Here is a 15,993-nt window from a genome sequence, read left to right on the forward strand (position 1 = left end):
AAAAGAGAGGAAGTGGAATGAATAATGCGTTATCTGCATTAGTAATTTTGGCCCGTTATCATGGGATAGCTGTCAATGCAGACGATATTACTCATCAATTTGATCCCGATAATACGGGATTAGATTTAACTCGTTGGCAGTTAGCTGCATGATCATTAGGATTACAAGTTAAAGCATTAAATAAATCAGTTGATAGATTAGGATATATGCATTTACCCGTTCTCGTTTGGGACGAAAATGAAAGACAACATTTTATTTTAGCGAAAATAGATAAACAGCAAAATAAATATCTTATTCATGATTTAACAAAAGGCGAGCCTTGTGTGCTGACAGCGGAAGAATTTAGTGAACGTTATACAGGGAAAATTATTGCACTAACTTCACGCGCCTCTGTGTTAGGTGCATTAGCCAAATTTGATTTTACTTGGTTTATTCCGGCTATTATTAAATATCGCAAGATTTTCACTGAAGTTATCGTTGTTTCTTTGGTGATACAGATTATTGCGCTCATTACACCTTTATTTTTTCAGGTTGTGATGGACAAAGTTTTAGTTCATCAAGGTTTCAGTACCCTTAATGTTATTTCGATAGCTTTATGTATTGTGGTTATCTTCGAAATTCTCTTAGGTGGAATGAGAACCTATATTTTTGCACATACAACAAGCAGAATCGATGTTGAACTAGGAGCAAAATTATTTCGACATTTACTAGCTTTGCCGCTTGCATACTTTGAATCCAGACGAGTGGGAGATACGGTCGCTCGAGTAAGAGAGTTAGAACAAATACGACAATTTTTGACTGGGCAGGCATTAACGTCAGTGCTCGATCTTTGTTTTTCAATCGTGTTTTTAACTGTCATGTGGTTCTATAGTCATTGGCTTACGTTAGTCGTGCTGATTTCATTGCCTTGTTATATTTTATGGTCAATTCTGATTACGCCCATTTTACGTAAACGATTGGATGAAAAGTTTGCACGAAATGCAGATAATCAGTCTTTTTTAGTTGAATCAGTAACCGCAATGAATACTGTTAAATCTATGGCTATATCACCACAGATGATTAACCATTGGGATAAGCAGCTTGCGAGTTATGTCACGGCAGGATTTAAAGTGACAAAAATTGCTACAATTGGACAACAAGGTGTACAACTGATCCAAAAATTAGTGATGGTGATTAATTTATGGTTAGGAGCTCATTTAGTTATTAGTGGTGATTTAAGTATTGGCCAGTTAATTGCGTTTAATATGCTTGCCGGGCAAGTAACTACGCCTGTCATTCGGTTAGCTCAATTATGGCAAGATTTTCAACAAGTGGGCATTTCTGTAGAGCGACTAGGGGATATTTTAAATACACCAACTGAAAATCCAAAAAGTAAAATTGCTTTACCTTCTATTCGAGGGGATATTGAATTTCAACAAGTACATTTTAAATATCGTCCAGAGGGTAATGAAATTTTATCCGATGTTTCTTTCTCTATTAAAGCAGGACAAGTCATTGGGATTGTGGGAAGATCAGGATCTGGAAAAAGCACAATCGCCAGATTAATTCAGCGGCTATATATTCCTACTCATGGTCAAATCTTAATTGATAAACAAGATATATCTCTTGTTTCACCAGATTGGTTACGCCGTCAAATTGGCGTGGTATTACAGGAAAATGTGTTATTAAATCGTAGTATTCGTGACAATATTGCTATTGCACAACCAGGTATTGCCATTGAACAAGTTATTAAGGCTGCTAAATTAGCAGGAGCTGATGAGTTTATTTCCACTCTACCACAAGGATACGATACGATTATTGGTGAGCAAGGTGCCGGCCTTTCAGGCGGTCAGCGGCAACGAATTGCGATAGCAAGAGCACTTATTACTAATCCACGGATCCTAATTTTTGATGAAGCAACTAGTGCATTGGATTATGAGTCAGAACGTATTTTAATGCAAAATATGAAGGCCATCTGCCATGGTAGAACAGTCATTATTATTGCACATAGATTGTCCACTGTCAGAGATGCGGACGCGATTTTTGTCATGGAGAAAGGCAAGTTAATTGAAAGAGGTAGTCATGATGAACTACTGGCCCAAGATAACAGTTTTTATCACTATTTAAATCAACTTCAAACGAGACAATAAGGTCATACGATGAATGTAAAATGCCAAGCTTTTAAGGATTTTTTAGTACGTTATTGTCAGCAATTTAGAGCAGTTTGGAAAATACGTCGCCAGTTAGATAATGTGGAACGTACAGAGGATGAATACCAATTTTTACCGGCTCACTTAGAACTTATTGAAAAACCTGTTTCTGCACTACCTCGTTGGATTGCTCGATTAATTATGTTGTTAACGATTATTGCTGTTATTTGGGCAATATTGGGCAAGGTAGAGATTGTTGCATCTGCGACAGGTAAGTTAACTTATACAGGTAAGAGCAAAGTTATCCAGTCTGTTGAAACAGCCATTGTAAAAGGAATTTTTGTTAAAGATGGACAAAAAGTCACTCAAGGACAAAAACTGTTAGCGCTTACTACCTTAGGTGTAGAGGCTGATTTTGAAAAAACAAAAAAAGCATTAAAAGATGCGAGGTTAGCCGTAGCTAGAAATGAAGCTTTGTTAGAGGCTATGGTAACAAAAAAATCGCCAACATTAGTTTTACCTAATGGATTAAATAAAACAGATGTTGATGTGGTAAATGCACAAAATTTAATTGTGGAACAATTTAATACGTATATTAAGCAACGTGAACAGGCGGAATCATTATTAAAACAACGTGAAGCTGAGCGAGAGACGGCGTTATATCAAGTTGAAAAATATCAAGGATTAGAAAAAATTGAAGCAATACGCTTAAATGATTTAAAAAATCTGTATGAAAAAGCTGCTTTATCCAAACATAGTTTTTTTGAACAAGAAACGAAAGTTATTGAAATTAGAAATGAACTAAGATCACAACAAAATAAACTAGTTGAAATTGAAGCGAGTATTAAGCAAGCTAGAGATGCTTATGATCTTTTATTATTTTCATTTCGGCGAGATACGCAGGATGCACTAAGACAAGCCCGAGAACAAGTTGAACAACTAGTTTTTGAAGAGCAAAAATTGGCTCAACGTCAAAGTACGACATCAATTACTGCACCTGTCACAGGCACAGTACAACAATTGAATGTACATACCATCGGAGGTGTGGTGACAGATGCACAAAACTTAATGGTTATTGTACCTGAGGAAGATAAATTGGAAGTAACAGCATCGATAAGTAATAGTGATATTGGATTTATCGAAGTTGGACAACCAGTTACTATAAAAATAGAAGCTTTTCCATATTCGAGGTATGGCTATATTACAGGAACAGTACGCTCAGTGAGTTTTGATGCTATTGAGGATAAAGATCTTGGATTAGTTTTTTCAAGCATTATTAGTATTAATCAAGATTATTTAATTATTGAAGGCAAAAAGATCCCTTTAAGTGCAGGGATGCGTGTTACAGCAGAAATTAAAACAGGTAAACGTCGAGTAATTAGTTATTTATTAAGTCCACTACAGGAAACTCTGAGTGAAAGTATGAGAGAAAGATAATGAGTAAAAAAGAGGGCAATGCCCTCTTTTTTGTATTTTATTAACCATTATTCATTATTAGATAAAGTCCTAATAACAGTTTAAATAGTATATGAATCTTGTTAATAGTATCAATAATTACGTTAATAAGTTTATTGATAGGGGGATTATAACATGATGATTTTATAGATAAAAACTAAGATATAGACTTTACATCTGGACATAATGAAGCGAAAATTTATAATATATTTATGTTTTATTAATAATACTTTTACGTTATAGATAACAAAGGTGATACAAGATGTTACGTAAAATCGCTTTATTATCCAGTTTTAGTCTTCTTCCTTATATTGTTTTTGCTGCAGAAAACACCCCTGCAACTCATCAGGCATTTCCGCAAAATTACCCAGTGCAACAACAATTAGATGCACAACAGCAACAACGTCAACAAGCTCAGGAAAAAGCTCGCCAACAAGCATTTACTGAACATCGTGAAGTCCGGGTTACAGCAACAGGCGAAGCCTTGCAAGCCTTCCCAACAGAATCACCTTGCTTTATTATTTCACGCCTCTATTTGACAGAATTTTCACCAGAGAAATCCTCTATTGATACGCTCACTGCGGCGGAATTAAGAACGCCTTTTGATTGGGCATTACGGGCTGTATATGCGCCTAAAGATTTCACTTTACCGCATTGTTTAGGTGGGCAAGGTATTAGTGAAATTATTAAACGAGTTCAAAATGCAATTATTGAAAAAGGCTTTGTTACCACACGTGTCTTAGCACAACCGCAAGATTTGCGCCAAGGTCGTTTAGTGCTTACTGTGGTGCCTGGTAAAGTGAGGCACATTCTGTTACGTGACCATAGTGATATCTTAAAAGCCCACAAAGGAACGGTTTGGTTTGCCTTACCATTAGGGCAAGGCGATTTATTAAATATTCGTGATATTGAACAAGGATTAGAAAACTTAAAACGCCCGCCACACGTGGAAGCCAATATTCAAATTGTTCCTGCCGAAGATACGCAAGCATTACCAGGAGAAAGTGATTTACAAATTGATTTTAAACAAGCCTTTCCTTACCGTTTAGCCTTGTCTTTAGATGATAGTGGCAGCAAAGCTACTGGTCGTCTTCAAGCTGGGGCAACTGTATCCATTGAGAATTTACTCTCACTTAATGATATTTTTTATGGTTCCTACACACAAAGTATCTCGCGTGGCAGTGACGATCCTGGCCGTCGTGGTAGCCGTAGCAGCAGTTTATATTATGCGATTCCTTGGAAGGATTGGTTATTCAGTTTCTCTTCCACGCAAAATCGTTACCATCAAACAATTTTTGGTGCATTTACTAATTATGAATATGCAGGACGCAGTGAAACAACAACCCTCAATCTTTCACGGGTGTTATATCGCAACAATGTCCGAAAAACCACCCTCAACGTAGGCATCTGGCATCGAGAAAGCGCAAACTTTATTGATGATGCGGAAATTGAAATTCAACACCGCCGTATGGCAGGGTGGACTGCTGGCTTAGCTCATCGTGAATATTTAGGCAGTGCAACCTTTTAGATATCAACTTTAATTATAAACAAGGCACAGGTGCGTATCATTCTCTGCCAGCACCCGAGGAACAATTTGGTGAAGGAAGCTCTCGTCCAACCATTATGACAGCCTCCCTCAGCTTTAGACAGCCGTTTATGATTGGTCAACAACCATTCCAGTTCAATACATCATGGCAAGCACAATGGAATAAAACACCATTAATTTTACAAGATATGTTTAGTATTGGTGGTCGCTATACCGTACGTGGATTTGATGGTGAACTTACTCTGACTGGAGAACGAGGTTGGGTATGGCGCAATGAATTAGGCTGGAATATCGCTAATAAAGGACACGAACTTTATCTTGCATTAGATGGTGGTCATGTCAGCGGTAACTATACTAAAGAGCTGCTTGGTCAAAATATGCTAGGCGGTGCGGTGGGATTACGTGGCAATTTATGGGGTCTCACTTATGACTATTTTGTAGGGATACCACTACACAAACCTGAGGGCTTTAAAACATCGCACGTCACCACAGGTTTCAATGTAAGTTATCAATTCTAAGCGAAGCGTTGAGGAATAAATTATGAATAAACATCTTTATCGCATTATCTTTAGTAAAACATTACAACGTTTAGTCGTGGTTTCTGAAATTGCAACGCGTGAAGGAAAAGCCAAACATGAAGGTCAACATTGCCATACTGCTTCGCTTAGCCAACGCCCTCATTGGCGATTAAAAGCCTTAACCGTCGGGTTATATAGTCTTTTAGGTTTTTTCTATTTAACTTCTGCACACGCAGACGAATTACAAATCCGAGCAGATAATACTGCACCAAAAAACCAACAACCGATTGTTTTACAAACTGCGAATGGCTTGCCACAAGTTAATATTCAAACACCAAATGACAAAGGGTTATCGCATAATAAATACCAACAGTTTGATGTGGCACAAAAAGGGGCTATTCTCAATAACAGCCGTAAAAATACAAAAACAGAACAAGGCGGCTGGGTACAGGCGAACCCTTATTTAGTTGGTGGTGAAGCCAAAGTGATTTTAAATGAGGTCAATGCCACCAAACCAAGTCAATTAAAAGGCTATATTGAAGTGGCAGGCGGTAAAGCAGACGTGATTATCGCCAACCCAAGTGGGATTCATTGCGAAGGCTGTGGCATTATTAATGCAGGACGCAGCACATTTACCACTGGCGAAGTACAAATTGAAAATGGTCAAGTCACAGGCTATCGCGTAGAAAAAGGGGCGGTTACCGTGTCTGGTCGTGGATTCGATAGCAGCCGTCAAGATTACACCGATATTATTGCCAAAGAAGTTAAGGTAAATGCCGGCATTTGGGCAAATGAACTCAAGGTAACAACGGGACAAAATCAGGTTTCTGCCAACAATGACAGTATTCAAGTTATCCGTGCTGGCGAAGCAAACCAACCTGTAGGCTATGCCGTCGATGTCGCTGAATTAGGCGGAATGTATGCCAATAAAATTCATCTTATTGGGACAGAAAATGGTTTAGGGGTTCGCAATGCAGGGCATATTGGTGCCGCCGCAGGTGAAGTAAAAATTACTACCGAAGGACAATTAGTCAATACAGGCTATCTCGGTGCCAAACAAGATATTACCCTACAAAGCCAACAGCAGATAGAAAATCAAACCACTGGCGTGATCTATAGCCAACAAGGTCATCTGCAAGCAACGAGTAAACAGCAAGGGATTCAGCAACAAGGTAGTTTAATTGCCAAAGGCAAAGCACAAGGGAAAGGCAATATTACCTTAAAAGCCAAGGAAACGATTAGTCAATCTGGTGAAAGTTTGGCAGAAGGGAATATCACTTATCAAGCGAAGCATATTGAAACTCATCCTACAGCAAAATTAATTGCGGGAGGAACTTTTACACATACAGCACAAGGTGAGCAAGTGACTATTCCTGCTTATCATTCTGCGGGAAATGCATTGAACTTGATCGCTGAAGAAACGATTTCATCACACGGGAAACACCTAGCTTCTACGCAAATTACCGCCCAAGCAAAACAACTTGATTTCTCTCAAAGTGGATTTCTGGCTTATCAAGCTGATTTAACAGCGACCCAAAATAATTTAGTATTAGATCAAAGTCATCTTGAGCTGAAAAATACGCTTCACTTATCTACGCCAACTCATCTTTCTAGTCAGCAAGCGAATTTACAAGCGGCTCATATTTTTACAACAGCCTCTTCACTTGATAATCGACTAGGTACTTGGATTAACCGAGATCAACAACCATTTAACCTTCGATTACTAAAAGGTATTAATAATCAACAAGGGCAGATTTTTACACAAGGCAGCTTTAATCTCGTTGCTCAAGAAATTAATAGTCAGCAAGGCTTGCTTTTTGCTAAAGGCAATTTAACCATTAATAGTCAACAAACACGGATTAATAATCAGCAAGGAGTGATCAATACTGAGGGGCAACTTGATCTCCAAAGTGGCGAGCTCATCAATGACTCAGGACTGATTCAAAGTCTTGCTACAATGGCTATTGATACACATCAACAACGGTTAAGCAATCAAGCAACGAAGCAATCTTCACGTCAGAAAGGGATTATTTCGTTTGATAAATTAACTGTAAAAACAGGTGAGTTAATCAATCAAAATGGCTTTATTGCAAGCCATCAAAACCAACAAATTACCGCAACGCAGATAGACAATTCAGAGGGGCTTATTCAAAGTGATAATACACAACATCTGATTAGCCTTAGTACATTAAACAATACTCAAGGACAAATCGTAGCAAGCAATAATTTACTTCTTGATACAGATGATCTCAATAATTACAAAGGTCTGATTGTGACTGAAAATGGTCAGCTGACATTACAGGGACGGGGACAACTGACCAACTGGCAAGGCAATCTACTTAGCCATGGTGATGCAACAATTTCTGTGCTTGGACTTGACAATGCACAGCAAGGATTAATTAGTAGTGCTGCTAACTTGGTGATTGACACTCATCAATCGTTATTACGCAATGAACAAGGTATGTTATTTGCACAACAATTTCTTCATCTCGACAGTGGTGAGCTTAATAATCAGCAAGGTTTTATTCATGGACAAACTGGCATAACTATTAATACACATAACCATACATTAAATAATCAACAAACCCAACATCAAGGGATAACAAGTCAAGGTGATATTCGTTTACAGGCCGTTGCTGTATTAAATAATCAGCAAGGCAACCTTAGCACGAAAGGTAATTTGGTTATCCAAAGTGAACAAATTGATAACCAACAAGGAAATTTAGTTAGCCAACAACAATTAACTTTAACAGGAAGCACTTTAGATAACCGTCAGGGGACTATTCAGGCACAACAAAATATTGAAATTACGGCAAATCGTGAAATAAATAACCAAGCAATCACTACTCAAGGTTCGGTTATTCAAAGTGGTGCCACGCTCACTTTGATCACAAATCAGCTAAATAATCAAGACACCAAAGCAACGACAGCGATACCAACGCAAGGCTTATTAGGTCATCAGCTTACCTTGAGTAGTAAGCAACTGGATAATCAGCGAGGTGGTATTTATACCACCGATCAACTTAGTGCGAGTGTGGCACAAGATATCCATAATCAACAAGGTGAAATCCTCTCTTTAGGCAACGTGAATCTGCAAGGCGACTCTCTCACATTACATAATCAACAGGGTATCATTGAAAGTGGGCAAAACCTAAGGTTGGTTCTGCAACAGTTTAATAATGAAGGCAATATCAAAAGTCATCAGGATGCCTTGATTGAGCTACAAAAAGATTTAGTCCTTACCCAACCTTTTGTTGTTGCTGGCCATTTAGTTATCAAAACAATGGGCGATTTTATTAATCAGACTCAATTAATCACGGGAAAAGGTTTACAGATCACAGCAAAACAGATTGAGAATCCAATAAACAGTGAGTTCACCTCGCCAAATACCCAACTGACTGCAAATTCATTGACCAATCGGGGATTAATTGATGGTACACAAAATGCAATTTATGTGAATACCTTAAATAATCTCGGCACAGGACGCATTTATGGCGATGAATTAGCGATTCAAGCCAATGTGTTAAATAATCAACCAGAACATTCCAATAATGAAGTACATACTGCAACCATAGCGGCACGTAAAAACCTCCATCTAGGGGTAGGTACCTTAACCAATAGTGATCATGCCTTAATTTTGAGTTTAGGCGATTTAACGATTGGTGGACAAATCGATGCAAACCAACGTGCCATTGGACAAGCTGATTTTGTGGATAATGGTAGTGCTACTATTGAAGCATTGGGGAATGGAAAAATTAATACCAAGCGGTTATGGAATCACGATTTACATTTAATTACTGGAGAAGATCATCAAGATCAACGTATCAGTGAATATGCGGTACATAGTAAAGGTAAACGCTATTCTAGTCTCGAAGGATGGTTTGATCGTAATAACAATAATCGGCATGACAAAAACTCTTATTTTAATTTTAATGACGGTAGACCACGAGTGGGCAATCCAACTTGGGTACAATGGCATTTTAATCGCCATACTGTCACAACGACATTGGAACATCGTGACCCAGCTAAAATTTTGATTGCAGGGGATTTACGGTTAAATGGTGAAGATTTAGTGAACGATGTTTCACAAATTTTGGTCGGCAATCGAATCCGTATGGGCGGACGGGTATTTAATCAAAATGAGAAAAATCGTCACTTAAAAGGTAATTCTGTTCGATTAGAGAATAAAGATCTCATCGGTGAAATTCATCGCCATGATGAAGGAACTTGGTACACCATGGTCACAAAACGTAAGCGTCATGGTTGGAGAGGTAAAAAAGTATGGGCTAAATATGGTGATGATGATAAACCATTTAGTCGAGATTTACCGGTGAAGTATTTTAGCTTTAACTTAGTCGAAAATACTATCGGACAAACACAAGCTGTCATAAATCAAGCAACCAACACTACAATTGATGGACAACATCAAGCCACTACGCTTGCGAAACAAACATTAAATGTAGCCCCCGTTTCTTCTGTTGAACCGCACCAAATATCGGCACCCGCCCTTCCACACATTATCAGTGTTGAAATGAGTCAAGCGGTTGGTAAAGTAAGAACGTATCAACCTGAAATTCGTTTACCAGAAGTTAGCCTCTATCGCATTAATCCAAATACGGATAGCCATATCTTAGTAGAAACTGATCCACGCTTTGCCAATAAACGCCAATGGCTAAGCTCTGACTATATGTTTGATGCCCTACGTGCTGATCCTCAAACGATGCTCAAACGATTAGGGGATGGTTATTATGAACAACGTTTAGTGAATGAACAGATTAATCAATTAACGGGGCAACGTTTCTTAGGTAATTACACTTCGGATTATCAACAATACAAGGCATTAATGGATGCTGGCATTCGTTATGCACAACGTTATCAGTTGATTCCTGGTGTTGCACTTAGTGCTGCACAAATGCAGGAATTAACCGAAGATATGGTATGGCTTGCGCCTCAAACCGTCACCTTAAAGGACGGTACTCAAGTTCAAGTGCTTGTCCCTCAAGTTTATCTCGTAAAACGTGATGTCGATATTCAGCCAACAGGCGCTATCATCTCCGCGAGAGAAATTGAAATAGATAGTGAGGGTGAAGTCAACAATAGTGGCATAATTGCCGGACGCAATTTAACACAAATTTCCGCACAAAATGTCGTCAACACAGGTACCCTCGCTGCCGATCAACTGAATTTTCAGCTAGCGAAGCGTTTCTATCAGCAAGGTGGGGAGCTTAATGCCAATAATCTTTATCTCAATGCGGGTTCAATTCAGATTGAAGGGCGAATGAGCGAAGCAAAAGCCAACCCTAACTATGCGCATCGTCAATTAGATCAGCAAGCTTTATTACAGGTAAAACAAGCGCTTATTTTGCAAAGCCAAGGCGATATTCAATTAGATGCAACCAGTGTTAATGCTGGATCTGCCTTATTAACAGCTGGTGGTGATATACATATCGGGACTGTCACTGAACGCGAACGCTCACATTATATTGCTAATTCAGAAAACTATTGGAAACTCGACCAACAAAGAGAAATCGGCTCTACCTTTGAAATTAAAGACAATGCGGTATTCAATGGCAAACAAGGTGTCATGTTACGTGCCGCACAAATTAATGTGGGTGGCGACCTTATTGTTAATAGTGAGCAAGGTGATATTCAACTACAAGCAGGGCGTGACCAAGAAACACTCTCATTTGCAACTAAATATAAAGATAAGAGCCTACTGAGCCGTAGCACGACGATCATTAAACATGATCACCAATATGACTTAGCGCAAGGTTCACAACTCTCAGGGAACAACATTGTTGTTACCGCAAATCAAGGCAAAGTCTCTGTTAAAGGCAGCACCATGGTTGCTGATAACAATGTGAGCTTACAAGCTCAAGATATAGAGATCACTGCGGCTAAAAACACCAGACAAGAACATGATTTTTACTCAGAGAAGAAATCAGGTGTAATGAGTAGTGGTGGGTTTGGTTTTACCATTGGTAGCCGTTCAGAAAAACATGATTATACTGATAATGAAATTACCCAATCCGATGCGCGCGCCACAATAGGCAGCTTAGGCGGAGATGTTACCTTAGTCGCAGGCAAACAGGCGACTATCTTAGGGACAGACGTCATAGCTCAACCAGATAAAGCGATCAACGTTACTGCAAAATCGCTGACCGTAGATGCGGGTAAAGACATCATTGAACGTCATGAACAACATGAATTTAAACAATCAGGATTAACGGTTTCCTTATCAACGCCAGCTACCGATATGGGAATGAAAGCGAGAGAAAGCCTAGCGCGTAGCCAACAGGTTACAGACAGCCGCTTAAAAGCGCTTTATGCGATTAAAGCTGCACAAGAGGGTGTGATAGCGGCTCAAGAGGCGAAGAAAGCAGTTGAAACAGTACAAGCAGGGAAAAAAGCTGACTTTAAAGTGTCTATCGGTGTTGGCTCAAGTAAGTCTGCTTCAAGCAGTGAAACCACGCAAATTACCCATCAAGGTAGCACACTCAACGCAGGTCAAGTGAATCTCACTGCCACAGATGGCGATATTGCGGTTCTCGGTTCAACCATTCAAGCGGCGGAAAAGGTGTCACTGGATGCAGCAAAATCCCTTCAATTAACCTCCGTCCAAGACATTGAACGTCAACGCAGCCAAAATAGTAACAGCGGTTGGAGTGCTGGGGTATTTGCTGGTGTCAATGGTGGCAGCCTAGGTTTTGGCGTGGAAGGGTCAGTACAAAAAGGCAAAGGCCATGAAAACAGTGATACGATAACGCAACGTAATACGACAGTGAATGGTCAGACTGTGAACTTACGCAGTGGCGAAGATACCGCCTTAAAAGGTGCGGTCGTTACTGGCGATAAGGTTAATGTTGAGGTTGGCAACAATCTTGTAGTAGAAAGCCGCCAAGATAGCCAACAGTATGATAGTAAACAATCACAAGGTGGAGTAAGTGCTGGCGTATCGGTGATAGGCAGTGGCTCTTATGCGTCTGTCAATGGCAGCCTTAACCGCGGTAAACTCAATGCGGCATACGTTGAAACACAAAGCGGATTACACGCAGGGGAAGCAGGATTAACCGTCAATGTGGAAGGCAATACCCACTTAACAGGCGCTATCGTTGACAGTCAAGCAAGCCAAGAGAAAAACCACTTTACCACAGGCAGCTTAACCTCAGAAAATATTGAAAATTACAGTGAAGCCAAAGTGGAATCCGTCGGCGGTGGGCTTTCTACTGACCCAACGCAAAATATTGCCAATGGCTTAGCAACGGGATTAAGTGCCTTAGGGAACATTAATAAACAAGATAGCAGCACCACCCACAGTGCGGTAGGTAATAATATCAACCTCACCACGCAACAAGGTGATGTCTCGACTTCCCTTTCTCGCGATACCACCACGGCAAACGAACGAATTGATAAAACCGAGATGGCTGACCTAAAAGCTCGCCAAGAGATGGCGCAAGTGATTGGTGAAATAGCGAATAATGGCATCACTATCGTGTTAAAACCAAAATTAGATGAAGCGGAACGGCAAAAGGCTGAAGCGGAAGCGATATTAAAAAACGACAAGTATAACCAAGCAGCACAACAACAATTAGATACAGCCAACAAAGTCATAAAAACCTACGGACAAGGCGGTCAAATCCAATTAGCTGTGCGTGCAGTTACAGGCGTATTACAAGGAATAGCAACAGGTGAAGCTTCGCAAGCAGTGGTTGGTGGGGTATCTCCTTATGCCAATTATGCGATAAAGGAAGCCACAACAGATAAGAATAACAACGTTAATCTTGAAGCTAACCTGATGGCACACGCCTTATTAGGTGCAATCGAAGCCTATGCCACAGGGAACAACGCTGCCGCAGGAGCAGCTGGCGCGGTTGGCGGTGAATTGGCAGCAAAAATTATCACAGAACAGCTTTACCAAAAATCACCAGACCAACTCACCGAAGCTCAAAAACAAACAGTATCCACCTTAAGCCAACTCGCTAGTGGTTTAGCCGGCGGCTTGATTAGCGACAATACCGCAGGGGCGATTAATGCAGCGGAAATTGGTAAACGGGCGGTTGAGAATAATTCTTTACTTGTGGATCAGTTTAGAGCAGCAAAAAAAGCCGATGCTGAAAGCTGGAAACAAAATGTCCGAGATATATTCGGTGAAGGAGCAACTTCTCAACTGATAAATGGGACAATTAATGTTATAGAAGAAACTTCTGATGGTGCATTATTCTTAATAGATGGTGGATTTGATACTTTAGCTACTATTACAACCTGTGCAGTAAAAGATAGTTACTGTAATCAAGCGAAGCAGGATTTAAGTAAAAAAAATCAAGCTATCTCAGATGCTGTAAATAGCCTAATGGATGGAAGTTATTGGAATACGATTCAGTCAACAGTCATCAAGGCTTATCAACAAGGAGATCAAAAAGCCTTTGAAGACATTTCGGGAGTCATCATAGGACTGTTCACATCTGCTATTAAAGGAGTACCAAATAAAGGAGCACTAGATAATTTTGCTTATCGTGTACCCGAACCATTAGATTCTACAAAGAATTTACCTGTTGTTGGGGAATCTTTAGGATATGAAAATCAAGTAGCAAATATTAGTATTTCTAGAGGTGCTGAAAATATTGCTTTATATCCAAAATTAAAAGAACAGTTAATTCAAGAGAATTTAACAAATATTGTCAAAAATAATCCTATTTTAGAGCATGCTGCTTTTGGGAGTGGTAATTTAACAACACCAGGTATAGTCGATAAAAAAGTTTTAGATAACTTAGCTAAAGATTGGGTTGGAGAAAATTATAAAATTAATAGTGATGGGAGTTTTATTAGTGCTGATGGTACAAGACGTTATAGACCACCGAAACTAAAAAAATATTCTCCATATGCTAAAACAGGTATACAAGCAAATTTTGAAAGAGGATATATGGATAATAAGCAACGTTTTCACTCTATAAGTAATCAACATATCAATGTAAAGGAATAATATTATGTATCAAGCAGAATTAAAATTTATTACTTATGATTCTCCCATTGGACGAGATGAAGCAGAAAAAGTTTGTCTTAGCAAGGAATTTTGCTTATCTGTATGCTTAGGTATTGGCTGTAAGGATGATGATGCTATTGAATATTTTTATTTATATATAATGGATTATAATTATTTACTAAAAAATGAATATAGTTGGGGGAAAAATGTATTGTTTGTTTCGAATAATGATTTAGATAAAATAGAAACTATAATTAGAAAAACAATATCATCTATTACAGGAACATCTTGGGATGAAATAAGGAATCATTTAATATATTATATGGGGTCAGAATATGACAATGAAACCTACTATCATATTGATTGATTTTGTTTAAGAAGTATTTTTATCATAAAAATAATATTATATGTTTATTCAATATAATGAGTACGATATAGAATCATTTTTTAAATCTAAAGGAAAAAGTATTTTTAACAATGATCTTGATGGAAATATTTTATACTCTAGAGAAGAAAAAAACTTTAAGCTAAATATGTATATTTATACTTATCTCTCAGAAGTTAATATTTTTCTTAATTATCAGACTTTAGATATATTCTTTTTTCCTATGCAAGAAGTAATAAGCATTGATAAAAAAGACAATAAGTTATTTATAAAATCTAAGAAAAATACATGTATCATTGATTTTACTAAAATATTTTCTATTGAAATAAAATAATGTAATAATCGTTAGTAATATACGTTACATGAAGCGTCTTACAAGGAATAGCAACAGGTGAAGCTTCGCAAGCAGTGGTCGGAGGGGTATCTCCTTATGCTAATTATGCGATAAAGGAAGCAACCACCGATGAAAATAACAATGTTAATCTTGAAGCTAACCTGATGACACACGCCTTATTAGGTGCAATCGAAGCCTATGCCACAGGGAACAACGCTGCCGCAGGGGCAGCTGGGGCGGTTGGCGGTGAATTAGCTGCCAAAGTAATTAGCAAACAGCTTTACCAAAAATCACCAGACCAACTCACCGAAGCTCAAAAACAAACGGTATCCACCTTAAGCCAACTCGCCAGTGGTTTAGCTGGCGGCTTGATTAGCGACAATACCGCAGGAGCGATTAGTTCAGCAGAGATTGGTAAACGGGCGGTTGAGAATAACTTCCTTTCTGAAAAAGAGATTACTATTCTAGAAAAACTTGCTCAGAAAAAAGTATTAACACCAGAGGATGTTGAACGTATTACGAGCATCAAAATGAAAGATAAAGTCTCTGATACCTTGCTGACTAAATATCAGAAAGACCCAACATCATTAACCCCACAAGAATATCAACAACTCATGTATTGGGTGAATGAAGCGGCAGCTTGGCA

5 protein-coding genes and 2 pseudogenes are annotated in these 15,993 nt (G+C 38.8%); all 7 read left to right on the top strand.

Going from position 1 to position 15,993, the window contains the following annotated elements; translation table 11 throughout:
• Positions 1-17 precede the first annotated feature (17 nt).
• Positions 18-2,129 (top strand): annotated as a pseudogene (locus ACFFHT_RS01465) (type I secretion system permease/ATPase).
• A gap of 9 nt (positions 2,130-2,138) precedes the next feature.
• A complete protein-coding gene (locus ACFFHT_RS01470) occupies positions 2,139-3,566 on the top strand; it encodes an HlyD family type I secretion periplasmic adaptor subunit (protein WP_065232397.1) in 1,428 nt (475 codons plus the stop codon).
• 280 nt (positions 3,567-3,846) lie between these two features.
• Positions 3,847-5,648: pseudogene (locus ACFFHT_RS01475) on the top strand (ShlB/FhaC/HecB family hemolysin secretion/activation protein).
• A gap of 22 nt (positions 5,649-5,670) precedes the next feature.
• Positions 5,671-14,628 (top strand): two-partner secretion domain-containing protein, encoded by an 8,958-nt coding sequence (locus ACFFHT_RS01480; RefSeq protein WP_382372798.1) that lies wholly within the window; start codon positions 5,671-5,673, stop codon positions 14,626-14,628.
• 4 nt (positions 14,629-14,632) lie between these two features.
• Positions 14,633-14,995, top strand: a complete 363-nt coding sequence (locus ACFFHT_RS01485) for an Imm8 family immunity protein (protein WP_065236995.1) — start codon at positions 14,633-14,635, stop codon at positions 14,993-14,995.
• Between the two features lie 40 nt (positions 14,996-15,035).
• Positions 15,036-15,347 (top strand): hypothetical protein, encoded by a 312-nt coding sequence (locus ACFFHT_RS01490; RefSeq protein WP_065236996.1) that lies wholly within the window; start codon positions 15,036-15,038, stop codon positions 15,345-15,347.
• 74 nt (positions 15,348-15,421) lie between these two features.
• Positions 15,422-15,993, top strand: a 572-nt coding sequence (locus tag ACFFHT_RS01495) for a VENN motif pre-toxin domain-containing protein (RefSeq protein ID WP_382372801.1), incomplete at its 3' end; no start/stop codon positions are given.

Source organism: Gallibacterium melopsittaci (assembly GCF_042433085.1).
In the GTDB taxonomy this organism is placed as follows: domain Bacteria; phylum Pseudomonadota; class Gammaproteobacteria; order Enterobacterales; family Pasteurellaceae; genus Gallibacterium; species Gallibacterium melopsittaci.

What these genes read in the sequence shown, in the direction of transcription:
- ACFFHT_RS01480 (WP_382372798.1), top strand. Translation starts at nt 5,671, where the DNA reads ATGAATAAACATCTTTATCGCATTATCTTTAGTAAAACATTACAACGT.
- ACFFHT_RS01490 (WP_065236996.1), top strand. Translation starts at nt 15,036, where the DNA reads ATGTTTATTCAATATAATGAGTACGATATAGAATCATTTTTTAAATCT.
- ACFFHT_RS01485 (WP_065236995.1), top strand. Translation starts at nt 14,633, where the DNA reads ATGTATCAAGCAGAATTAAAATTTATTACTTATGATTCTCCCATTGGA.
- ACFFHT_RS01470 (WP_065232397.1), top strand. Translation starts at nt 2,139, where the DNA reads ATGAATGTAAAATGCCAAGCTTTTAAGGATTTTTTAGTACGTTATTGT.